18 protein-coding genes are annotated in these 22,176 nt (G+C 54.8%); 14 read left to right on the forward strand and 4 right to left on the reverse strand.

Features of this window, described 5'->3' with window-relative positions; translation table 11 throughout:
* Positions 1-313: 313 nt before the first annotated feature.
* The 5 genes from Q0835_RS04835 to Q0835_RS04855 all read left to right on the forward strand — a co-directional run bounded on the left by Q0835_RS04835 (position 314) and on the right by Q0835_RS04855 (position 4,087).
* Positions 314-1,180: a uracil-DNA glycosylase gene (locus tag Q0835_RS04835; protein ID WP_298959491.1), complete on the forward strand. Its 867-nt coding sequence runs from the start codon at positions 314-316 to the stop codon at positions 1,178-1,180.
* Between the two features lie 254 nt (positions 1,181-1,434).
* Complete coding sequence (locus Q0835_RS04840) at positions 1,435-2,073, forward strand: PilZ domain-containing protein (protein ID WP_298813781.1); 639 nt, start codon at positions 1,435-1,437, stop codon at positions 2,071-2,073.
* A 188-nt stretch (positions 2,074-2,261) separates the two neighbouring features.
* Positions 2,262-2,885 (forward strand): PilZ domain-containing protein, encoded by a 624-nt coding sequence (locus Q0835_RS04845; protein ID WP_298958880.1) that lies wholly within the window; start codon positions 2,262-2,264, stop codon positions 2,883-2,885.
* Positions 2,886-2,995: 110 nt separating this feature from the next.
* Positions 2,996-3,853, forward strand: a complete 858-nt coding sequence (locus tag Q0835_RS04850) for a S49 family peptidase (RefSeq protein ID WP_298958883.1) — start codon at positions 2,996-2,998, stop codon at positions 3,851-3,853.
* A gap of 48 nt (positions 3,854-3,901) precedes the next feature.
* The gene (locus Q0835_RS04855) at positions 3,902-4,087 is read left to right on the forward strand and encodes a hypothetical protein (RefSeq protein ID WP_298958885.1); all 186 of its coding nucleotides are present in this window, start codon (positions 3,902-3,904) and stop codon (positions 4,085-4,087) included.
* 46 nt (positions 4,088-4,133) lie between these two features.
* On the opposite strand, the gene Q0835_RS04860 is transcribed toward Q0835_RS04855, so the two are convergent.
* Entirely contained in the window at positions 4,134-5,525 is a 1,392-nt protein-coding gene (locus Q0835_RS04860; protein ID WP_298958887.1) for an MATE family efflux transporter, read from the reverse strand.
* 317 nt (positions 5,526-5,842) lie between these two features.
* Between Q0835_RS04860 and Q0835_RS04865 the strand changes: the two genes are divergently transcribed.
* From Q0835_RS04865 to gltS, 4 genes are all read left to right on the forward strand, one after another.
* Positions 5,843-6,811, forward strand: a complete 969-nt coding sequence (locus tag Q0835_RS04865) for a glycine--tRNA ligase subunit alpha (RefSeq protein ID WP_298813770.1) — start codon at positions 5,843-5,845, stop codon at positions 6,809-6,811.
* 217 nt (positions 6,812-7,028) lie between these two features.
* Positions 7,029-7,583: a LemA family protein gene (locus tag Q0835_RS04870; RefSeq protein WP_298813768.1), complete on the forward strand. Its 555-nt coding sequence runs from the start codon at positions 7,029-7,031 to the stop codon at positions 7,581-7,583.
* A 15-nt stretch (positions 7,584-7,598) separates the two neighbouring features.
* A complete protein-coding gene (locus Q0835_RS04875; protein WP_298958890.1) occupies positions 7,599-9,530 on the forward strand; it encodes a DUF2207 domain-containing protein in 1,932 nt (643 codons plus the stop codon).
* 82 nt (positions 9,531-9,612) lie between these two features.
* Complete coding sequence (gene gltS / locus Q0835_RS04880; RefSeq protein ID WP_298958893.1) at positions 9,613-10,833, forward strand: sodium/glutamate symporter; 1,221 nt, start codon at positions 9,613-9,615, stop codon at positions 10,831-10,833.
* A 43-nt stretch (positions 10,834-10,876) separates the two neighbouring features.
* Here gltS and Q0835_RS04885 read toward each other — a convergent pair whose 3' ends face one another.
* Entirely contained in the window at positions 10,877-12,412 is a 1,536-nt protein-coding gene (locus Q0835_RS04885) for an EAL domain-containing protein (RefSeq protein WP_298958895.1), read from the reverse strand.
* Positions 12,413-12,674: 262 nt separating this feature from the next.
* Here Q0835_RS04885 and glyS point away from each other — a divergent pair, with 262 nt between their 5' ends.
* Positions 12,675-14,762 (forward strand): glycine--tRNA ligase subunit beta, encoded by a 2,088-nt coding sequence (glyS, locus tag Q0835_RS04890; RefSeq protein WP_298959494.1) that lies wholly within the window; start codon positions 12,675-12,677, stop codon positions 14,760-14,762.
* A gap of 48 nt (positions 14,763-14,810) precedes the next feature.
* Here glyS and Q0835_RS04895 read toward each other — a convergent pair whose 3' ends face one another.
* Entirely contained in the window at positions 14,811-16,046 is a 1,236-nt protein-coding gene (locus Q0835_RS04895; protein ID WP_298813763.1) for an MFS transporter, read from the reverse strand.
* Between the two features lie 377 nt (positions 16,047-16,423).
* On the opposite strand from Q0835_RS04895, the gene nadA reads away from it, so the two are divergent.
* The 4 genes from nadA (at position 16,424) to Q0835_RS04915 (ending at position 20,685) form a co-directional block, all read left to right on the forward strand.
* Complete coding sequence (gene nadA / locus Q0835_RS04900; RefSeq protein WP_298813761.1) at positions 16,424-17,506, forward strand: quinolinate synthase NadA; 1,083 nt, start codon at positions 16,424-16,426, stop codon at positions 17,504-17,506.
* A gap of 113 nt (positions 17,507-17,619) precedes the next feature.
* A complete protein-coding gene (locus Q0835_RS04905) occupies positions 17,620-19,221 on the forward strand; it encodes an L-aspartate oxidase (RefSeq protein WP_298959497.1) in 1,602 nt (533 codons plus the stop codon).
* Between the two features lie 12 nt (positions 19,222-19,233).
* On the forward strand, positions 19,234-20,097 hold the full coding sequence (nadC, locus tag Q0835_RS04910) for a carboxylating nicotinate-nucleotide diphosphorylase (RefSeq protein WP_298958899.1): 864 nt from the start codon (positions 19,234-19,236) through the stop codon (positions 20,095-20,097).
* Between the two features lie 84 nt (positions 20,098-20,181).
* Positions 20,182-20,685, forward strand: coding sequence for a YqhA family protein (locus Q0835_RS04915; protein WP_298813757.1), 504 nt, complete (start codon positions 20,182-20,184; stop codon positions 20,683-20,685).
* Positions 20,686-20,703: 18 nt separating this feature from the next.
* Here the strand turns inward: Q0835_RS04915 and Q0835_RS04920 are convergent, their stop codons facing one another.
* A complete protein-coding gene (locus Q0835_RS04920; RefSeq protein WP_298958902.1) occupies positions 20,704-21,951 on the reverse strand; it encodes a cell wall hydrolase in 1,248 nt (415 codons plus the stop codon).
* Positions 21,952-22,176 lie beyond the last annotated feature (225 nt).

Consider the following 22,176-nt stretch of genomic DNA (forward strand, 5'->3'; position numbering starts at 1 on the left):
GGGCACGGCTTCGCCCATATCGCCCTTTTGCCTCATTTTGCAGCGCAAAACACGACAATTTTTGTCTTTAAGAGGCAATTTGAGTTCAGTTCTCACCATTTGAGGTTCAGATAGACCAAAGCGGGGTCTGGGCGTCAAGAGTGGAAAATTACGTTTACGTAAACGTAATAAACAAATTTGGCCTGAGATTGTGCAAACCCGTTGGATAACGATGATCGGCCCTCGTTGTGGCGAGGAGCTCTCTTGTTCTATTGCATTAGCTGATTAAACTCGTCCGCCGGAGGTAGTGGTAGTGCAGCAAAACCCAATCGACATGTCTCACCTGGAAGCCCTGCTGGATTTCTATTCCAGCGCCGGTGTGGACTGTTTCATGGGTGACAAGCCACTTGACTGGTATGAGTTGACCAACAAGCAGGCGGAGCAGTTTCGTCAAAAGAAAACGGTCGCAGGTCCGCCAAGTGTTGCGCCCACCCTGGTCGCTCCGGAACGACCGAGGGACGCACGTCCCGCCCAGCCGCCAGCAAGTCCAGCCGCACCGGCGGCAACGCGAGGTGAGCAGCCGAGTGCTGTGCTGCCTGATGCTCAAATTATTGCGGCAGCCAGGGATATCGCAGCATCCGCGACATCGCTTGAGGAGTTGCGGGCCTGTCTGGAAGCCTTTGACGGGTGCAATTTGAAACTGACAGCCAAGACCCTTGTGTTTGCCGATGGTCACCCTGAGGCGAGGCTTATGTTCGTCGGTGAAGCACCTGGACGGGATGAGGATTTGCAGGGCAAGCCTTTTGTGGGCCGGTCTGGACAGCTCCTTGATCGCATGCTTGACGCGATCGGCATGGAGCGATCGTCAACCTATATCGCCAATGTAGTGCCCTGGCGCCCACCTGGAAACCGGACGCCCACACCTCAGGAAACCGAGATCTGCAAACCGTTTATCAAGCGGCAGATTGAACTTGTGAACCCGGATGTGCTCGTGTTCCTCGGAGCGGCCTCAGCCAAGACCTTGCTTGGCGTTCAGGAGGGTATTCGCAAGATGCGTGGCCGTTGGATGGCTTATCCCGGAAGCGGCAAGGAAATTGCCGCGATAGCGACTTATCATCCGGCATATCTGCTTCGCAGTCCCCTTGAGAAGCGTCTTTCTTGGCGGGATTTTTTGGCGATCAGTCAGAGCCTGAAAAAATAAAGTCAAAATTCAAATTTGAGTGCGTTATTCCCTAGGTAAATCTTCTAGTTAAAAGTTGGTTGAACGGATCAATTTGAAATCGTCTTGAAGGAATCTCTGTAGGGATTCGTATTTCGTCGCAATTTGCCAAGTTTAACTGTCCAGTCCGCGAAAATATTTAGGTCCTGTTAAATCGGATGTGACCTAATATTTGACGCTTGAAACTCTTCCGCCCGCGCGCGGCATGCTCGTGCGCCAGGACTAGGGAGGGCACGTTGTCTGAGACAGTCAAAGACGGTCCTGAAGTCACAGGTCAGCCGGTTCTTGTTCTCGATTTCGGCACGCTCGCATGTGAGGAAACCACCGCGTCGAAGTTCAACAAGTCCGGTTGCGAGATCCGCTCGGGCAAGCTGACCGAGATCGGTCAATTGGTTGGAATTCGCCTTGCCGACATGGAGCAGATGATCAAAGGCCGCGTCGAGAAAGTCGAAGACGGCAGCGTTTATGTATCCTTCAAGGTTGAAGACAAGAGCCAGGTGGAGAAACGCAGGGAGCCGCGCAAGTCGGTATCCATTCCTGCTTGGGTCAGCGGTCATAAGTCTGATGATGGCGTCAGATGTGACATTGTCGACGCCAGCAAATCCGGATGCCGATTGTCGAGCACAGGTCTCGAAGTTCTCCCAGAAAACATCAAGCTGCAGATTGCCGGCCTCGATATGCCCGTCAAAGGCGAAATTGTTTGGCGAAATTCCAGCTTTGCCGGAGTGAAGCTCACTTGGCAATTCGCCAATGACGGTGACAACACTGAAACGCGTATCAAACCGCCGGATCTTGCTGGAAAAGCGGGTGTTAAGGACAAAGCCAAAAGCAACTCAAGTGGTTTTGGGGTCAAGCGCCGGAAGGGACCTGACTGAGGTTTTTTCGTCCCGCAGTCGCTTGCTGAACAAAGGGGAATTGCGGTGGGCCGGCTATATCTGAAACGCGGTGCTTGAACCGAATGCACCAAGCTCAGATCAGGCTTGAAAGAGTGTGTTATCTCCTTGCGTTAACTCGGAATTCAGCTTCGATTTGTAACATCCCTGTCAATATTGCGGGGGATAAATTGAACCATTTGGCCATTGCGACGAATGCTGCGGAAGGCATGTCTGCACTCGTCGTCGATCTTGCAGATATGTCTTGTTTCGAAGTTGCTGCTCGCGAGTTGACGGACACCGGTTGTTGGATCGTTTCAGATAAGGTTGACCTTCTTAAGGAAGAGGTCGGGCTTCGCATCGACGGTTTTGACAAGCTGTTGCATGGTGCGATTATCGCCTATGGCGACAACGAAGCGCAGATCTCGTTTGAGGTCAACAAACCTGCCTCAGATGACAAGCGCCGCGAAGTCCGTCGTCCGGTCTGGATCACCGCCATAGTTTGCGGCAAGTCCAACCCTGTTTCAATGAAGTGCCGGATTGTCGATGCCAGCCGGTCCGGCTGCCGCCTGGAAGGGGAACATCTCACCCGTCTGCCCGACAACATCGACATATCCATACCCGGTCTGGATTTGCCGGTAGCGGGACGGATAGTGTGGCACAAGAACGGGCAGGCGGGGGTTCAACTCAGCTGGCCATTTGCCACTGAACCGGCCCCTCAGCCGAATGAGCTGATCCGAAAACTTCAGGAAGAAAAAGCCGAGCCGAAACCGAAACCGGTTCGGAAAAAGAAGATCAGTGCATTCGGTGCATGAGCCTAAGCTGATACTGTCCTGCTGATTTTCCCGGCATCACAACCTTTGAAAGTCAGTTCCCGATACATATATCGGGAGGAGTTTGTGAACTCTGTCAGGACCAATTGCGCGTGCTTTCTTCTCTTCGCCGCTATCTCCCCAAACGTTTCCGAAACGAAAAGCTGGTTGTTCCGGTCGTCCGCCTTCAAGGGGCCATCGGAATGAACAGCCCGATGCGCACTGGCCTTTCTCTCGCGACAACCGCATTGCCGCTGGAAAAAGCCTTTTCGTTCAAGAAAGCACCCGCGGTTGCCATAATTGTGAATTCGCCTGGCGGATCTCCGGTTCAATCAAGGCTGATTTTCAAGCGCATTCGCGATCTTGCGAAGGAAAATGAAAAGGACGTTCTGGTTTTTGTCGAGGATGTTGCCGCCAGCGGCGGGTACATGATTTCACTGGCCGGCGATGAAATCTTTGTCGACCCCTCTTCAATCGTCGGCTCGATTGGCGTCGTCGCTGCCGGCTTCGGCTTTACGGAATTGATCAAGAAAGTGGGAGTTGACCGCCGGGTTTACACAGCCGGGGAAAAGAAGGTCACGCTCGATCCCTTCCAACCTGAAGTGCCTGAGGACATCGAATATCTGAAGACACTGCAACAGGAAATCCATGACACCTTCATCGACATCGTCAAGTCGCGCCGGGGGGATATTCTGACAGACGATCCGGATCTGTTCAGCGGCAAATTCTGGACAGGGCGCAAAGCGGTCGAACTTGGCCTGGTCGATGGAATTGGCGATTTGCGCAGCGTTATCAGGGACCGGTATGGCGACATGACCGAGCCGAAACTCGTGGCAGCACCGCGAGGACTGTTCGGAAGGAAAGCCGGACTGGGTGTCGCCCTGTCAGGTAAATCTTTGACGGAAGGGCTCGGACAGGACCTTATTTCCGCCGTTGAGGAACGAGCGCTCTGGATGCGCTACGGCCTTTAAAAAGGCACAATACAAGTGTGATCTTCCGGGCAAGAAGGGGAACAGAAGATGACGGAATTGATTGGAGTGGCAGCTTTGGCCGTTGGCGGCTACTGGATTGTTCAACGGGTCAAGCGCAAGATGGCCGAAGTTGAAAATCAGATCTCCAAAGCTGCTGCCAACGCAGATCCGAATGGACGTGGTACCAAGCTGGTGCGCGACCCGGTGAGCGGAAAGTACCGGCCCAGCAATTAGAGAAAGCAGGCGGAGCGAAATACCCCGCCTACAATTGGTCTTGACGTTATTTTGCTGCCGAAGCGACAAACAATCCCCAGCGCGTGGAGTTTGTTCTGGCAGTTGACCAAAGAACGGCTACCGTCAGCAAAAGCAGCAGACATTCGGCTGCAGGACCGGCGAGCCAGATGCCGATTTCTCCGAAATACTGAGGTAACACGAACAACAGCGGCAGAAAGAAAAAGTAGGGCTTGATCAGGCTGATCAATGCTGCGCGTCCAGCATCGCCGAGTGCCTGGAAATAGGTCGCAATAACGAAGAATGGCCCTGTTACCAGCATCATCGCGATGTTGATCGGCATGATCCTGTCCAACTCGCCAACGATCCTCGCATCCTCGACAAACAAGAAACCTATTTGGCGGGCAAAAAGTGTCAGCAAGACCTGGGCACTAAGGCAATAGAAGAACGCAATCATGAGCCCCAGACGCAGTGTGTTGTCCGACCGCTGCCACTTTCCAGCACCATAGTTGTTGCCGATCATGGCTTGCAGCGCTTGGGTCAACCCCAGAAGAGGCAAGAACACGAACGTCATGATGCGGGTCATGAGACCGAATGCGGCGACAGTGGCTTCGTAACCCGCCGACCCGAAATGCTGAAGGGAAGCAAAGGTTGCAGCCGATCCGAGGGCAATTCCTGCAAAGTTGAGGCTTTGCGGAGCGCCGAGTTTGAGAATTGAAACCCAGTGTGCAGTCAACGAATGACTGCGAAGAACCTGAGGTTTCAAAATGCTGTTGGTGCGCATGCGAAAGCCAATCACGAAGACAAACGCCAAAACTTGCGCCATCGCTGTTCCACACGCCATTCCGGCAACGCCAAAGTCCAATATAGCGACCAGCAGAAAATTGAACGCGATATTGGACAGCGAAACAAAGAGACTGACGCCTGCCATTTGAATGACATAGCCTTCGCACCTCAGGGCATCTGACTGCACAGACAGTACAAACAGGAGAGGCGAGGTCCATATTGTAATCGCGAGATAAATATGGGCCATCCGGGCTATCGGCTCAGATCCTTCCGCCGCTTTGAGAATGAGCGGGTACCCGATCATTGTGAAAAGGAGGAGCGCCGTCGCGCCCGCAAGCAGCGAAAGACCGTGGGCGCCAACAAAAACGCCTTGGGCGAGACGTATTTGCTCACCCCCGAGCGCGCGGGCGAGGACACTCGACATTCCGCCTGAAATAAGCGTCGCTGCTGCGACGAGCAGCATATAGGCCGGAAACATCAAAGTAACGGCACTAAGCGCTTCCGGTCCGACAAAGTGGCCAAGAAACATCGCATCGGCAACGGTCAAAAGCCCGTTTGTGCTCATGACCAGAACGATTGGTAAAGCAGTTTTCAAAAGAGTTGGGACAAGGGGCCCTTGCGTAAACGCATTGGTCTGGGACATGTCGGTCGACATTCCGTTCTCCAAAATCTGGCGTTTCACGGGAGAGGGGAGCTCGCATTGCCGCCTTCACGAAACGCGCGGAGGAACGAAAGTCGTCTGTTCCAGATCTTCACCAAGACATTTAGTCCGCGAGCAGCTGGCGCCTGGAGCCGGACCCGTTGGTAGTTTGTCCGCCGGGAACCGTCAACCCCTGGTAAGGGAGGAGCGTCCCGTTGCTCCATAACAGCTGTGTTGCACTCACCTTGACCTAGAGGTCACATCGTGGCACCTCTCGCACCGCATCGGCGGGATGTCCTGCCGCCAAAAGCCTCTTGCGGAATGAATATCCAATGTCGACAGAAACCGTGCCGGCGCACATGCGCCCGGAAAATTCCTTTCAAGGCCTGATCCTGACTTTGCAGCGCTTTTGGGCAGACCAGGGCTGCGTGGTTCTGCAGCCCTATGACATGGAAGTCGGCGCGGGAACTTTTCATCCGGCAACCACTTTGCGTTCGCTTGGACCACGGCCCTGGAAAGCTGCCTATGTGCAGCCTTCGCGCCGGCCAACCGACGGTCGTTACGGAGAAAACCCGAACAGGCTGCAACACTATTACCAATTCCAGGTTATCCTCAAACCGTCTCCCGACAATCTGCAGCAGCTATACCTGGACTCGCTTTATGCGATCGGGCTCGATCCCAAGATACATGACATTCGCTTTGTCGAGGACGACTGGGAAAGCCCGACATTGGGCGCTTGGGGTCTTGGTTGGGAATGCTGGTGCGACGGCATGGAAGTCTCGCAATTCACGTATTTCCAACAGGTCGCCGGTTTTGAATGCTCGCCTGTTTCCGGGGAGCTGACCTATGGTCTTGAGCGTCTCGCAATGTATATCCAGGGCGTCGATAACGTCTACGAGCTGAACTACAACGGCATGGAAGGCGACCAAAAAGTCACCTACGGGGATGTCTTCCTGCAGGCGGAACAGGAATATTCCCGGCATAATTTTGAACACGCTGATACGGAAATGCTGTTTAGGCACTTCAAGGACGCGGAAACGGAATGCCGATCGCTGCTCGACGCGGGCGCGAAGGCCCGTGAAGAGGCTGGAGCCAATGTTCATCAGGTCGTGCTACCGGCCTATGATCAGTGCATCAAGGCTAGTCATGCCTTCAATCTTCTGGACGCACGTGGTGTTATTTCCGTAACAGAGCGCCAAAGCTACATCTTGCGCGTTCGCGAATTGGCCAAGGCATGCGGTGCTGCCTTCCTGGAAACAGAAGCCGGTGGCGTCGGCTATCACAATCAGGCTGCCGAGTAATATTTCTCTGCGTCTGCAAGACAGGGATATCAGAGCGGATGGACGAATGATCACGCGTTCTGGCCAGCTCGTTGGCAATTGCTATATGCCGATGCCGAATTGAGGCTTCTTGCTGGCAACAGAATGCATCGGCTGCATCCCTGTCCATTCACTCTGCGTGATGACAATCCGTGTCGCAACGGATAGCCTCCGCGAGACTTTTTAGGAGGTTTTGAATATGGCCTGGTTTTTCCTGGCGCTTTTGATCGCGCTGTCTGTACTTGTCATCTTTCTCTACAACGCGCTCGTGAAAAAGCGTCAGATGGTAGAGGAAGGCTGGAGTGGTATCGAAGTCCAGCTCAAGCGCCGCAGCAATCTTATTCCAAACCTTATTGAGACGGTCAAAGGCTACGCATCCCATGAACAGGAAACGCTCGACACCGTGACGCAATTGCGCACGAGCATAAGTTCAATTCCGGCGGGCAACATAGCAGGCCGGGCAAAGGCGGAAGGCGAGCTTTCGAAAGCATTGGGGCGATTGTTTGCTGTTGCGGAAGCCTATCCTGACCTGAAGGCGAGCCAGAACTTCACTGATTTGCATCAGTCACTGGATGAGATCGAGAATGCCATCCAAATGGCACGCCGGTATTACAACGGCGCGGTCAGAGGATTGAATGTCGCTGTTGAAAGCTTCCCGTCGAACCTGATCGCCAGCCAATTCAAGTTCGACAAGGCTGAATATTTTGAGATCGAAGATGACGCCGAACGCGCGGTTCCCAAGGTTTCTTTCTGAACCGTGGACAGGATGATGAAGAGCCTTATTGCTACCGGTCTTGCATGGGTCGGGCTTCTTGTTGCAATGGCGAGTGCCGGTGCGGACGAAAGAATCCTGAATTATGTCTCAGACATAGAAGTTGCAGCGAGCGGCAACCTGACCGTGACTGAAACGATTACGGTGCGGGCGGAAGGTGATCAGATCAAGCGCGGCATTTTCCGGGACATCCCACTGACTGCTAAGAGCGCAGGAGGGCGCAGCTACAGGGTCGGTTTCAAGCTGCTTTCCGTTATGCAGGATGGACGTTCAGCAGCGCATTTTACCAAGGAGAATGGAGCCGGGGTCCGGATCTATATCGGTGAAGAGAGCATCCTGCTAAGGCCTGGAACCTACACCTATACGATCCAGTACGAAACCGACCGGCAGATACGCTTTTTCTCATCTCATGATGAGCTCTATTGGAACGTTACCGGCAATGAATGGGCATTTCCAATTGACGAGGCATCGGCACGCGTCGTTTTGCCGGAAGGGGTCAGGGCCACCGACTGGACCGGGTATACCGGTTTCTTCGGAGCAACCGGACAGGACTATTCGGCACAGCCAGGCGATAATGGCCATGAGATAGTTTTCAGCACGACGGCCCCGCTTTCACCTGAAGAAGGGCTGACGGTCGTGGTGACCATGCCGGTCGGGTCTATAGCGCAACCAACCGGAACCCGGAAACTGCTGCAGATTGCCGGCGACTTCAGGACCGAGCTGATCGGCGGTGCGGGCGTATTGCTGGTGTGGCTCTATTACCTTTGGGCTTGGTTAAGGGCTGGGCGTGACCCGGCTAAGGGCGTTATCTTTCCCAGGTTCAAGCCACCGTCAGGAATGTCTCCAGCGCTTATGAGATATGTCTATAAGCGTGGTCTCGGTGGTGGTTGGGTGGCGCTGTCTGCAGCCTGTCTCAACTTGGCCGTGAAAAAGCGTTTGCGGCTTGATGATAGCGACGGTGACATGACGATCTCTCTGATATCGGAGGGACCGGAAGGCCGAAAGCCGGGCGAAGGACTGCCAAAGGGGGAAGCTGCTCTTGAAAAATGGCTGCATCGCAGAGACGCGCCACTCGCGCTGAATGAGCGGAATGGCAAATCGATCCAGTTGCTGGGCAGCACATTTACAAGTGCTATCGTCTCCGAGAACCACAACGTCTACTTCAGGAATAATGGTGGCTATCTTTTTCCCGGTGTTCTTTTGAGCCTTCTCACCATTGCAGGCCTGTTTGTGTTTGTTCCGGTTGCAGAGAACGAAAGGGAATTCCTTATTATGCTCCTTTTCTTCTCCGTATTTGCCACGGCGTTTGCCGCGGTCATCGGTCTGCTTGTCTTGGAGGGGGCTCGGCTGATCTGGAGATTGATGCTCACCTTCGCGATATTGGGCGTGGCTCTATTGGGCGCATCGCTTTTGGCGGGTCTTGTGACCGGCGCATTGGGTACCATGCAGGCCGTTCCCGTCGTCGTCGCACTCTTGATTTCAGGAAATATTCTTTTCTTTTCCATAATCGGTGCGCCAACGCGGCAAGGTCGCGCCATGCTGGATGAAATTGAAGGCTTGCGGCTCTATCTGACGGTTGCTGAAAAAGACCGCCTCAACATGTCAGGCGTTCCGGATATGAGCACGGTGCACTTTGAAGCGCTCTTGCCCTACGCAGTTGCTCTGGACGTTGAAAAACCCTGGGCCGAGGCGTTTGAACGCTGGCTTTCGAGCGCCGCCGGTTCAGCAACTTCCGCGTCCTATAACCCTCACTGGTATTCCGGCAGAACCTTTGACGCCCATGATATCTCTAGAAGCGTCGGAGCTACTGCAAGCGCAATGGCAGGGTCCTTCCAGTCCTCATTGCCTGCCCCTTCTTCGTCGAGCTCCGGTTCGTCCGGTGGGTCGTCTGGCGGCGGTGGCGGTGGCGGCGGCGGCGGTGGCTGGTAGCCAAACTTGACTTCACCTCCGCAGAGGTTTGAATGAAATTACATCTCGGGCCGTCAGGTCTACTAGCTGTGCAGGGAATGCAATGACTGGCGACGCACTGTCATTCGACGAATTCGTAAGTTTCAATCTGGCTATCCTGGTCTATTTCCTGGGTGTCAGACTGAACAAAAAAATCCCGTTCCTGCGCCACTACAACATACCGGAACCTGTCTCTGGAGGACTTCTGGTCGCCGCATTGGCGTTGATTGTCTATCTCGCCTTCGACAAGGCAATCGGGTTTTCGCTGCAATCCAGAGATTATCTGCTGTTTGTCTTCTTCACTGCAATTGGCCTGAATGCTCGATTTGCCGATCTGGCCAAAGGCGGCAAGCCGCTGTTGATTTTGCTCTGCCTGACCGTCGGCTACATGTTGCTCCAAAATGCTGTGGGGACCGGGATTGCAGCCGCACTCGGGCTGCCAACCGGGTTTGGGCTGCTTGGCGGAACGATCTCGCTTGTCGGAGGTCACGGCACAGCCATCGCCTGGGGGCCGAAACTGGTTGAAGACTATGGCGTTGTCGGCGCCGTTGAAATCGGTGCAGCGACAGCTACGCTCGGTCTCATTGCGGCGAGTTTGCTCGGTGGTCCGGTCGGCAATTATCTGATTGAACGAAAAGGTGCAAAGCCAGATCCGGACCGGCCGGAAGAAGCACCGATGATCGGCATTGAAACCGAGCGGGAAGCCGTTGCGCAGGTTACTCACACCGGACTTATGCGCTCATTGCTTGTCCTGAATATTGCCATTGCCTTGGGTGTTGGTCTTCAGGAAGCACTAGTGACCGGGATCGGTCTCGATTTGCCGATTTTTGTTTGCTGTCTTTTTTGCGGCATCGTTCTTTCCAACACCGTTCCATTGGTATTCAAGAAAATGACCTGGCCAGCCAGAAGTCAGTCGCTGGCCGTCCTTTCGGACCTGGCGCTGGGCATATTCCTGACCATGTCGCTCATGAGTTTGCAGCTCTGGACGATTGCAGGTCTCGCCGGGCCCATGATGCTTATCCTCGCGACGCAAATTGTGGTGGCTGCTCTCTTCATCGTTCTGGTGGTCTATCCGATGATGGGGCGGAACTACAATGCAGCCGTACTGGGGGCAGGATTTGCCGGATTTGCCCTCGGCGCTACTCCAACGGCGATTGCCAACATGACAGCTGTAACCAAACGCTATGGCCCGGCCACACAGGCGTTCTTGATCTTGCCTCTTGTGTCGGCTTTCTTCGTCGATCTTGCGAATGCGGCGATTATCATCCTGTTTCTTGGCGGATGATCGCCGAGGTGGCTGTGCATTGAGGCGTCAAAGGGAGTTGGATTCAAGCCGCACTTGTTTTGCTGGTGAAGGGCAACCGTCCATCGGTCTGTGATTCCAATAGCGAAGCAGCGTTTTCGGCAGTTACTGCAGCTGCATAAAGAAACCCCTGGCCATAGTGACAGCCATTGGAGTTGAGGGCTTCGTGGACGTCATTTTCCTCTACGCCCTCGGCGACCGCATCGATATCGAGCCCTTTTGACAGCACGAGGATTGCCTCAACAATTGCCGCACACTGCTTGTCGACGAGCATCCTTTCCGTGAAGGACTTGTCGATCTTCACCTTCTGGATCGGGAAGTCACGCAAATAACTCAGACTGGAGTGCCCGGCCCCAAAATCATCCAGGGCAATGGAGACACCGGTCTCGGTCAGTTCTCCCAGTATCCGCTTAGCAGACTCAGGATTTTTCACCAAGGACGTTTCCGTGATTTCCAGGACGAGGCTCTTGGGAGGATAATCCGAGGCCTGGAGGATCGAATGGATCTGGTCCGGCAAGGCCGGGTCTTGCAGTTGCACGGGAGAGAGGTTGAAAGACAGGTAAAGGTCTTCCGGCCAGGTCTTTGCGACACTGCAGGCTTCAGCAAGCAAGTGCTGTGTCAGCTCTGAGATGATTCCGCAGTCTTCAGCAATAGGAATGAATTGCAGAGGCGGAACTTGTCCGAAGTCCGCATCTGTCCATCTGGCAAGGGCTTCAAAGCCTGCGATACGACCAGATGTCATTTCCAGAATAGGCTGATAGTGGACTTTGACTTCCTTGTCGGCGATTGCCTTGCGCAAGCGCTGTTCCAGGAGTGTCCGATGCAGGATGGATGCATCCATATCGACTTCGAAGAAACGATAGGTCGAACGGCCTGAGGACTTGGCCCTGTAGAGCGCGATGTCGGCCCTGCGCAACAATTCCGTGATGGCGTGCCCGTCATGCGGATAAAGTGCAATGCCGATGCCGGACCCTATTGAAATCTGTCGTTCACCGAATTCAAACCGGTCGTTGATGCGCGTCAGGAGCCGGCGGGCAAAGCCTGCTGCTTCCGACTTGTCCTTGAAGACAGGCGAAACAATTGCAAACTCATCGCCGCCGATACGGGCTACAATCCCATCCTTGCCGAGCGTTTCGGCCAGCCGGTCCGCAAAGCTGCGCAACAGCGTGTCGCCGAATGCATGACCATAGACATCGTTGATCGGTTTGAACCCATCCAGATCAAGCATCATGATCGCGCGGAAACTGTCCGGTTTAAGGTCTCTGCTGAGGTCGCTGAAAGCCTCCAGCAACCTGCGGCGGTTGGGAAGCCCTGTAAGGGGATCGTGCTGCGCCAGAGCCAGGGCTTCACTATGTGCGGAGGAACGTGCTTTCAGTTCTTTGCGCAGACGGCGCGTTGCCCAGGTTCCAACGGCAAGTCCGACAAACGCGACGGCCAACAGGGAACTAGTGATGATCTTGAGGAGAAATTGATCGTTGTTTGTTTCCAGATTGAAAAAAATATCAGGAAAAATTTGCAAGGAAATAAAACTCGCAAGTACAAGTGCAAGTAATACAACCATTGATCGTGCCAGGTAACGGTTGTTCGCAACTTCTCGTTTTATCACTTGAGGAGCCTCAATACATCAAATTCTTTAATGCAGCTCGAGTTTCACATGCATTTCTTGAAGAAGAATGAAGCATTTGTCTGGAAACACTCAATGCTCGTCAGAAGTACTTAGGATACGTTTGCCGGGAAAAGGGGTGACAAGAGGCTGCTGTCTTGCTAACGGACGCTCACACATGTCCGGTGATGTCTCACCAATGCCAAAGGTCCGAAATTCCATGCCCGATCTTCTGCTTGAGCTTTTCAGCGAAGAAATCCCAGCCCGTATGCAGCGTAAGGCGGCTGAAGACCTGAAATCCCTTGTGACCAACGCTCTGGTGGAGGCCGGTCTGCCCTATGAAGGCGCCAAGGCATTTTCGACGCCACGCCGCCTGGCATTGCATGTGGCCGGTGTGCCGGTCGGATCAAAGGCGACGCGTGAAGAACGCAAAGGTCCGCGCGTCGGGGCACCGGAAAAGGCATTGGAAGGTTTCCTGCGCGGAGCAGGACTGTCTTCAATTGATCAGGCTTCAATTCATAACGACCCGAAGAAAGGCGACTTTTACGTCGCCGTCATTGAAAAACCGGGCAGGACCGCGCTCGATATCATTGGCGAGTTCATGCCGGGTCTTTTGAGAAATTTCCCGTGGCCAAAATCCATGCGCTGGGGAACTAGGTCGACACGTTGGGTCCGGCCTTTACACTCGATCGTTGCAACATTTGGTCCCGAAACGGAAGAACCGGATGTCGTTCGCTTTGAATTTGACGGCATTCGATCAGGTCAGACCACACGTGGCCATCGTTTTCTGGCTGACAAGCCGTTCGATGTGCGCAGGTTCGACGACTATGCGACCGGCCTTGACAAGCACAAAGTGGTTCTGGAGGCAGACCGCCGCAAAGAAATTATTCTCAACGATGCCAAGGACCGGGCACTGGCGCTGGGACTTGATCTTGTCGAAGATCCTGGACTTCTGGAGGAAGTCGCGGGGCTTGTTGAGTGGCCCGTTGTTTTGACGGGTAGTTTCGATGACGCATTTCTGGAAATCCCAGATGAGTGCATCCAGCTTACGATCAAGGTGAACCAGAAGTGCTTTGTCATGAAGGACCCGGGAACGGGGCGACTGGCGAACCAATTTGTTCTAGTCTCCAACATTGTCGCGGAAGATGGCGGCAAACTGATTGTTGCGGGCAATGAAAAGGTCATCCGGGCCCGTTTGTCGGATGCCAGGTTCTTCTGGGAGACGGACTTGAAATCCAAGCTCTCGGATAATTTGCCGAAGTTGGGTGAAGTCAAGTTTCACGAAAAACTGGGCAGCGTTGGAGACCGGGTCAATCGACTGATGACTTTGTCGTCTCAACTCGCACCGATTGTCGGCGCCGACGACGCCAAAGCAAGGCGGGGTGCGGAACTGGCGAAGGCCGATCTCGTTTCGCAAATGGTGTTCGAGTTTCCGGAGCTGCAAGGTCTGATGGGGCGCTACTACGCGGAGGCGCAAGGTGAGGACGCATCGGTCGCCGCGGCAATCGAGGAACACTACAAGCCGCAGGGTCCAAGCGACACAGTGCCGACGGACCCGGTGGCGATTGCTGTCGCTCTGGCGGAAAAGCTCGACCTGCTCGCCGGCTTCTGGGCGATCGATGAGAAGCCAACCGGATCCAAGGATCCCTATGCACTTCGGCGCGCCGCCCTTGGCGTGATCAGAATTGTGCTGGAGAATGGCATTCGTGTCAGACTTGGCGAAGCAATCCTGTCAGCGGCTGGCTTGAATTCTGTCCCGATCAGCGATCCTGACGGTATGACGGAAGATCTGCTGGCGTTTCTCGGCGACAGACTGAAAGTTCACTTGAAAGACGAAGGGGCCCGACATGACTTGATCGACGCGGTTTTCGCGTTGGAAGGCCGGGACGATCTTCTGATGGTGGTAAAACGTGTCGACGCGCTGGGTAAGTTCATTTCATCCGACGATGGTACCAACCTGCTTGCCGGGTATAAGCGCGCGGTAAACATTCTGCGTGCGGAAGAGAAGAAGGACGGAACACCGGTTACCGGAAAGCCTCATGCGGATCATCTTCAGGAGCAGGCCGAGATCGACCTGGCTGCTGCCATCGACACGGCCCGCGCCGATGCGGCGAAAGCTGTCGCACACGAGGATTTCGAAGGTGCCATGGAAGCGCTTTCACGGCTACGCGCACCGGTAGACAGGTTCTTTGAGGATATTCTGGTCAATGCGGAAGATCAGGTCTTGAGAACCAACCGCTTGCAGTTGCTCGCCGAGATCAGGGACGCGACACACGTTGTCGCGGATTTTTCGAAAGTAGCTGGATAAAATCTCCGATTCCTTTGTTGGAAAAGGCGGGCCGAGGCCCGCCTTTTTTCATTCTGCGGCTTCCTGTGCCAGACGCTGCACCGGTTTTTCTTCGATGGGCCAATGGACGATGGCCGCAAAAATACCCAGTGCGATACCGCACCACCAGATTGCATCATATGAGCCAGTCTCATCATAGAGTTTGCCGCCCAGCCAAACCCCCAGGAATGAGCCAATCTGGTGAGACAGGAAGACAAAACCGAACAAGGTCGCCATGTAACGGGGACCGAACATCACGGCTACCAGCCCGGATGTCGGCGGGATCGTTGAAAGCCACAGCAGCCCCATGACGCCCGCAAAGACCAAAACCGAAAACGGTGTGATCGGCAGCATGATGAAAGTGAAAATCGCAATGGAACGACCGATATAGATCAGCGATAGAAAGATCGGCTTCGAATAGCGTCCGCCAATATACCCGGCCGCCAAAGACCCTACGATGTTGCACAGTCCAATCAACGCAATGGCCGTCGCGCCCCACGCCGGATCCAGGCCAAGGTCGGCAATATAGGGAGGCAGGTGCACGGTGATGAAGGCAACGTGGAAGCCGCAAACAAAGAAGCCGATGGTCAACAAGATGAAACCGCGGGTTCGGAATGCTTCGGCAACCGCGGCGCTCAGCTTCTGATCACTCGCCGGGTTTTGTTCTTGTGGCGGATCTGACTTGCCGCGTAACGCAATGGCCAGCAGCGGGACAAGCGCAACCAGGCCTGCGAAGACAAGCAATGTCTGTTGCCAGCCGATATTTGCGATGAGCGCCCCTCCAAGAGGTGCGAACAGAAACTGTCCAAGCGAGCCGGAAGCCGTTCCAATTCCGAATGCGAGAGATCTTTGTTCGGGTGACACCGCGCGTCCAAATGCGGCCAGGACAAGGGAGAAAGACGAAAACGCAATTCCAAGGCCGATCAGGACACCAGCAGAAACATGAAGGGCGACTGCGCTTTCAGCATCTATCATCATAAGCAATCCGCTGGCATAGAGCAGTGAGCCGAATGCCATCGTCTTCCAGGTGCCAAACCGATCGGATACCATTCCCGCGACCGGTTGAGCGATGCCCCACATGAGGTTTTGAATTGCAATGGCCAGGGCAAAAATTTCCCTGCTCCAGTCGCGTGCTTCCGTCATGGGTTGGAAAAAGAGCCCCATGGCCGAACGCGGACCAAAGGAAAGCAGGGCAATCAGGCAACCGCAGGCAATGATCAGGGGAATATTGGGACCCGATCGGGGCAAGCTGGATGTGGCAGACATGGACACCTCATATCGTGAGTTTACGATAGGATAAGTGAGGGGTTGGTCATCGCAAAACGCGTATTTTTGATAGGTTGATCAATGAGCCGAATGTGTCCTGAAACGGATACAACTTGGCTGTCAGGTGTTTAGCTGGCTACTTGTCGCAGCGGGAGAATTGTTGATAACGCTCTGAAATCTAACAAGAATGAAATTTAGTTCCGGTTTTTGAGGAAAAACGATGGATTTGAGAGTAAAACAGGCCTATATAAACTCCGAAAGAGCAAAAGGGTAAGGGTCACCGTGCCCGTTTTCTTTTGCGAGATATATGCTCATATTGAGTATAATAGAGGGCGGGCAAAGTGCTTATGCAAGACCCGCGCATTAGGGAGGTCGCCATGACCATCGCCCAGACATCTGCACCGGTCGGAACACCGATCGCAAATGGAACGACGGCATTGGAGCGTTTCGGGAAGATCGAACGCCCTGATTTGAGCTATACACCTGAAGTCGCGGAAGCGACCGCGCCGATCTATGAAAAGGTCAAGCACATCATCCCGGCCATTGAGTGGCCGGCCCTGGCTCCGACAATTCATGCGATCAATCAGCTTAAGAAGCAGCGCAACGCCGTCATTCTCGCACACAACTACATGACGCCTGATATCTTTCACGGGGTCGCGGACATTGTGGGTGACAGCCTGCAGCTGGCGATCGAGGCAACCCGGACGGACGCCGATGTGATCGTTCAATGCGGTGTGCATTTCATGGCCGAGACTTCCAAGATCCTCAGCCCGGAAAAGACCGTACTGATCCCGGACATGCGCGCCGGCTGTTCGCTTGCCGAATCCATCACCGGCGCGGATGTGCGCGCGCTTCGGGAACGAAATCCAGGTGTGCCGATCATCACTTACGTGAACACGTCCGCAGACGTGAAAGCCGAATGCGACATTTGCTGCACATCCTCCAACGCACTGCAGGTCGTCGAGAGTTTTGGTGTCGACAAGGTTTTTCTGATCCCGGACAAATACCTGGCGGCCAATGTCGGTAACAAGACCGATGTGGAAGTCCTCATCTGGGACGGCGCTTGTGAAGTCCATGAACGCTTCACTGCCGAGGAACTGCGCGACTACCGCAAGATCGAGCCGGGTGTGAAGATCATCGCGCACCCGGAATGCCCGCCGGAGGTTGTTGCCGAGGCCGATTTTGCAGGTTCCACGGCGCATATGATCGACTGGGTGAAAACCAGGCAACCGGAAAAGGTCATGATGATCACCGAGTGTTCCATGGCCGATAATGTTGCCAGCGAAACGCCCGATGTGGATTTCATTCGCCCGTGCAACCTGTGCCCACACATGAAACGGATCACTTTGGACAAGATCCTGGAGTCTTTGCTTGAGATGAAGGAAGAAGTCGTTGTGGATCCGGCGATTGCGGAAAGAGCGCGGGTTGCGGTTGAACGGATGATCAACTTGAAAATCTGACCCGCTTCGGTCTAAACCGCATAAAGCGTTCTGCTCAGGATCGGCCGGCGTAACAAGCGATGGCCGATCCGGAAGCTTTTCGGGCCATGCCCAATTTGTTCCAGGAAGTTCCCATGGAAGTGTCGGTTGAGGATTTTGCACCTGCCTATATTGGCAAGGATGTCGATGATGTCGTCATTCTCGGCGGCGGCCTAGCCGGTTTGTTTTGTGCGTTGAAACTCAGCCCGCGCCCGGTAACCGTCATCACCAATGCCCCCATCGGGCAAGGCGCTTCGTCTGCCTGGGCGCAGGGTGGCATTGCCGCGGCAATATCAGAACCGGATTCGGTTGAAGAGCATCGCGACGATACGCTGGCGGCCGGTTGCGGCATTTGCGAGGAGAAAATCGTCGAACAGATGACCCGTGAAGGCAGCGACCGTATCCACGATCTGCTCTCCTATGGCGTGCCATTCGACAAGGACTTGGAAGGACGTTTGAAGTTTTCGCGCGAAGCGGCCCATTCCCACAGCAGGGTTGTTCGGGTTCGCGGGGATATGGCCGGCCGGGCAATCATGGATGCGCTCATTTCAGCCGTACGCAAGACGCCGTCCATCCGTATTCTTGAAGGCTATATCGGCGAGAGTTTTCTGGGCAAAGGTCGTTATGTGACCGGTGTCCTAGCACGTCGGCGCGGCGGCATTGAGCGTTTGGCTTTCCCGGCCAAAGCGGTGGTGCTAGCCTCCGGTGGGGTCGGTCACCTGTTCGGCCTGACCACAAACCCTTACGAGGCCAATGGGCACGGACTTGCGATGGCAGCAAGAGCTGGAGCTGTTATTGCAGACGCTGAATTCGTTCAGTTCCACCCCACTGCTCTTGATGTCGGCAAAGATCCTGCCCCTCTTGCCACGGAGGCCCTTCGTGGAGAAGGCGCTATTCTTGTGAACAAGGCCGGTGAGCGTTTCATGGAAAAGGTCCACCCTAACCTGGAACTTGCCCCTCGCGACATTGTTGCCCGGGCAATCCATGAGGAAGTTTCGGCTGGGCGAGGCGCGTTTCTCGACTGCCGCGAGGCGATCGGCGCAAAGTTTCAGGAAGAGTTTCCAACGGTTTTCAGGGCGGCTGCGGCCGCCGGCATCGATCCGTCAAAAGATTTGCTGCCCGTTGCGCCGGCGGAGCACTATCACATGGGTGGCGTCCTGACAGACGCAAATGGGCGGACATCGCTTGACGGTCTGTGGGCGGCCGGTGAGGTGGCCTCAACCGGTGCTCACGGCGCCAATCGTCTTGCTTCCAATTCTCTGCTCGAGGCCGTGGTGTTCGCCGCCAGGATTGCAGAAGACATCCAGGGATTGATGCCGACGCCTCGAAGCGCTTATTGGAACGAAATGGACGACGCTCCTGGTCTTCCAAGTCAGCGCAATGTTGAAGAACGCGACGCCATCACCGTTCTGCGAACGACCTTGTCCAAGAATGTCGGGGTCCTTCGCGATGCTGGCAGCTTGAAAGAAGCCTTGAGTGATATTGTGCGTGCCGAGAAGATCTGCGTACGTCAATCGATCAGGAACATGATGGTCGCCGGAAAGATTATTGCGGCCGCGGCGCTGAAACGGGAAGAGAGCCGGGGAGGCCATTTCCGCAAGGATTTCCCTCAGGAAAATCCGGATCTTGCCAAGCGCTCTTATACCACATTGAGCGAGGTCGAGACCTTGACCGCCGAAGCTCTGGAAACTGTTTGACCGGAGGAGCGCATGTCTCGCGCCACACTGCCTGAACTCCCGCGTCTCATGATCGATGAGGCGGTCAAATCCGCACTGCTTGAAGACTGGGGCAGGGCGGGTGATGTCACCAGTCAGGCGACGCTGCCATCCACCTCGACAGCCCGCGCGGTGATAGCAGCGCGAAAGCCAGGTGTGCTTGCAGGCGTTGGATGTTCAGAAAGTGCGTTTCGGCAAACCGATACAGCGTTGCAGTTTGAAATTGCCCGCAATGACGGCGATCGGCTGGCTCCGGGAGACATCGTTGCGCGTATTGAAGGACCGGCACGGGGGCTGCTTGCCGCGGAACGGGTTGCCTTGAATTTCCTCGGGCATATGTCAGGAATCGCAACGGCAACATCCTTGTTTGCCGATCAGATCACCCATACGAAAGCCGATATTGTTTGCACACGAAAGACCACGCCGGGTCTACGCGCCTTCGAAAAATACGCGGTCAAATGCGGCGGGGGTGCCAACCACCGTTTTGGTTTGGATGATGCCGTATTGATCAAGGACAACCACATTGCGGTTGCCGGTGGGGTGACAAACGCCATCAAAGCAGCCAAGGCCTTTGCCGGGCACCTTGTCAAAATCGAGGTGGAAGTCGATACGCTGGAACAGCTTGAAGAGGCCCTCGCTGCAGCGCCGGATGTCGTCATGCTCGACAACATGCCGCCCGAAACGCTTGAAAAAGCCGTCGGAATCGCAAACGGCAAGGTGCTTTTGGAAGCATCTGGCGGCATAGAACTCGACACGGTCAGGGCGGTCGCAGAAAGCGGTGTCGACTTGATTTCTTCAGGCTGGATCACACATTCAGCACCGGTCCTCGACCTCGGGTTGGATATCGAGCTGTCCTGATCCCGACAGGCACTGGTTGATCGGCTTGAAAAAGCACTCTAGCGTGCGTTGCAATAAGTCAGATCCGTTGCGTCAGGGCGCATGATGAGCGAAGAGCATAATCACAACAACAGCACGGTAGAAAAAGACTTCGTCATCCGGCTGACACGTTATGCGCAGATCCCTATGCTTCTGGGCCTTGCGGTTGGCATGGTTCTGTTTCTGATCACGTTCTTCGTGGACATCTACCACGCGGTCGAGACATACGAGTTTCTGGATCGCAAGAAGACGATCCTGCTGATCCTCAATCTTCTCGACATGGTGTTCATCGCCAATCTTCTGATCATGGTCGCAACCAACACCTACAACACATACCGGCTCAAGAAGTCGGTACACGGCGACGACTACATTCAGCAGGGAGAGCGGGCCTACCGGCGGATGAAACACCGGATCGTCTCGACGATCATCATTATCTCGTCGATCCACGTCTTGAGTGAACTGCTGGAGTTTTCGCAGATCAGCATGCTGCAAGTTGCAGCGCTGCTCGGCTTTCACATCGTCCTGCTTGCCACTTATGTGGTCACAAATGTTTTCCGGTCAAACGACTGACGAGGCTGAGCGTCCGGATCAGTTCCAGCCGCCTGCATAGGTCTTGTAGAAAATGTGCAGTCCGACCTGGCCGCGTTTGGCCATGGATCGTGCCCACCGTGGACTGACGTAAGTTGCGTGATAGTGCGTCGAGGCATCGACCATCTTCAGGTACTGCTTGCCGTTCAAAACGTCCTTGGTCAGGCGCTGTGCCGTCTTCCAGGCAGCCGGACTTGAGATTCGATCCTTGATCCCGTCACAGGCGAAGGAAAACTGGCAACGATTGCGCTTGTGCTTGTTCTGGTAGACCACGCCGCAGATGGAATTCGGATAGGCCGGGTTCTTGACCCGGTTCAGAACAACCTGAGCAACTGCAACCTGTCCCTCTTCGGACTCGCCGCGGGCCTCGAAATAGATCGCCTCGGCCAGGCAGCGCTGCTCCTTGCGTTGACCGACGGAAAGAGGCAACGGCTTTTGGGCCCACCAATGCGGGTTTTCGGGGTCTTCTGGAGGAGGGAGTTCCTGTTCGTATTTCGCCGCGCCAAACAGGGCATTAAAGGGTTCTTTGGTCTCTTTGACACTGTCCGGGGCGTATGCAGAAACGAGCGAGAAGCTGGCTGCGGCTGCATTGCGTGCCATCATGACACGCTGCAGATCTAGCGGTCCGTCTTCCAGGAGCCCATCTTCGCTGGCTTTGGCCAGCCGGGTGGTTTCCTTGCTGTCGAGCGGTTCCGGTTTGACGAAGGCTACGCGAGGCAGGTCTTTGTGTTTTTTCTCGGTCGAGATCAGGCTCGACATCGCAAAGACATTCCCGGCGGCCTGATCAACCATTTGCCGATCGGGAGCCATGGTGATCAGCCGGTCACCCTTGGAGGACTCATTGGTCTCAATCCGGTCTGGAATTTCAGTCGGTTGCACGCTTCTGGCAACCTCTTCAAGACCCATAACCTGTTTGGCCTCGAATTCCTTGTCTGCTGATGTCAGCGTCAGAACGGGCGCACTGGTGTGGCTCGGTGGAGGCGTCGTTGCCAACGACAGCTGCGGTGAGACCTTGGAGGTGAAGTTCCCCGGTTCCAAAGCCATCATCCAGCGTGGGGAGGCTTCGTTGCGGGCATTGATGAGTGCGAAGATGTCCTGCTCGGCAACCGACCCGCCAAGCCCGATGAACAACAACGGGCTGGCGACAAGAACATATTTGATCCGCCGCATGCGCGCACGGACCGGGCCGTATTCCTGAGTCACTTTTGCAGAAAACCGCTTACTGTTGCGGGACTTTGGGCCAGACATACGCAGCCAACTCCAACTCGTTACACATCATCCCGGTTCACCGGATGATTGGTGCTAACGCCGTGTAAACGGCAATACTGCAATTGAAGATGTCTGCTTAACCTTGAAAGAGCGTTAATAAGCGAAGAATTCGCGGAAAATCTCGGCGTTTGAAATCAAAAGCGCGAAGTTATGGTTAATATTACTAAGTAGTTTTCAGAGCTGAATGTCGGAAATTGACCCAAC

Source organism: uncultured Roseibium sp. (genome assembly GCF_947499295.1).
Classification (GTDB): domain Bacteria; phylum Pseudomonadota; class Alphaproteobacteria; order Rhizobiales; family Stappiaceae; genus Roseibium.

What these genes read in the sequence shown, in the direction of transcription:
- nadA (WP_298813761.1), top strand. Translation starts at nt 16,424, where the DNA reads ATGACCATCGCCCAGACATCTGCACCGGTCGGAACACCGATCGCAAAT.
- nadC (WP_298958899.1), top strand. Translation starts at nt 19,234, where the DNA reads ATGTCTCGCGCCACACTGCCTGAACTCCCGCGTCTCATGATCGATGAG.
- Q0835_RS04865 (WP_298813770.1), top strand. Translation starts at nt 5,843, where the DNA reads ATGTCGACAGAAACCGTGCCGGCGCACATGCGCCCGGAAAATTCCTTT.
- Q0835_RS04855 (WP_298958885.1), top strand. Translation starts at nt 3,902, where the DNA reads ATGACGGAATTGATTGGAGTGGCAGCTTTGGCCGTTGGCGGCTACTGG.
- gltS (WP_298958893.1), top strand. Translation starts at nt 9,613, where the DNA reads ATGACTGGCGACGCACTGTCATTCGACGAATTCGTAAGTTTCAATCTG.
- Q0835_RS04860 (WP_298958887.1), bottom strand. Translation starts at nt 5,525, where the DNA reads ATGTCGACCGACATGTCCCAGACCAATGCGTTTACGCAAGGGCCCCTT.
- Q0835_RS04870 (WP_298813768.1), top strand. Translation starts at nt 7,029, where the DNA reads ATGGCCTGGTTTTTCCTGGCGCTTTTGATCGCGCTGTCTGTACTTGTC.
- Q0835_RS04920 (WP_298958902.1), bottom strand. Translation starts at nt 21,951, where the DNA reads ATGTCTGGCCCAAAGTCCCGCAACAGTAAGCGGTTTTCTGCAAAAGTG.
- Q0835_RS04835 (WP_298959491.1), top strand. Translation starts at nt 314, where the DNA reads ATGTCTCACCTGGAAGCCCTGCTGGATTTCTATTCCAGCGCCGGTGTG.
- Q0835_RS04885 (WP_298958895.1), bottom strand. Translation starts at nt 12,412, where the DNA reads ATGGTTGTATTACTTGCACTTGTACTTGCGAGTTTTATTTCCTTGCAA.
- Q0835_RS04915 (WP_298813757.1), top strand. Translation starts at nt 20,182, where the DNA reads ATGAGCGAAGAGCATAATCACAACAACAGCACGGTAGAAAAAGACTTC.
- glyS (WP_298959494.1), top strand. Translation starts at nt 12,675, where the DNA reads ATGCCCGATCTTCTGCTTGAGCTTTTCAGCGAAGAAATCCCAGCCCGT.
- Q0835_RS04905 (WP_298959497.1), top strand. Translation starts at nt 17,620, where the DNA reads ATGGAAGTGTCGGTTGAGGATTTTGCACCTGCCTATATTGGCAAGGAT.
- Q0835_RS04895 (WP_298813763.1), bottom strand. Translation starts at nt 16,046, where the DNA reads ATGTCTGCCACATCCAGCTTGCCCCGATCGGGTCCCAATATTCCCCTG.
- Q0835_RS04875 (WP_298958890.1), top strand. Translation starts at nt 7,599, where the DNA reads ATGAAGAGCCTTATTGCTACCGGTCTTGCATGGGTCGGGCTTCTTGTT.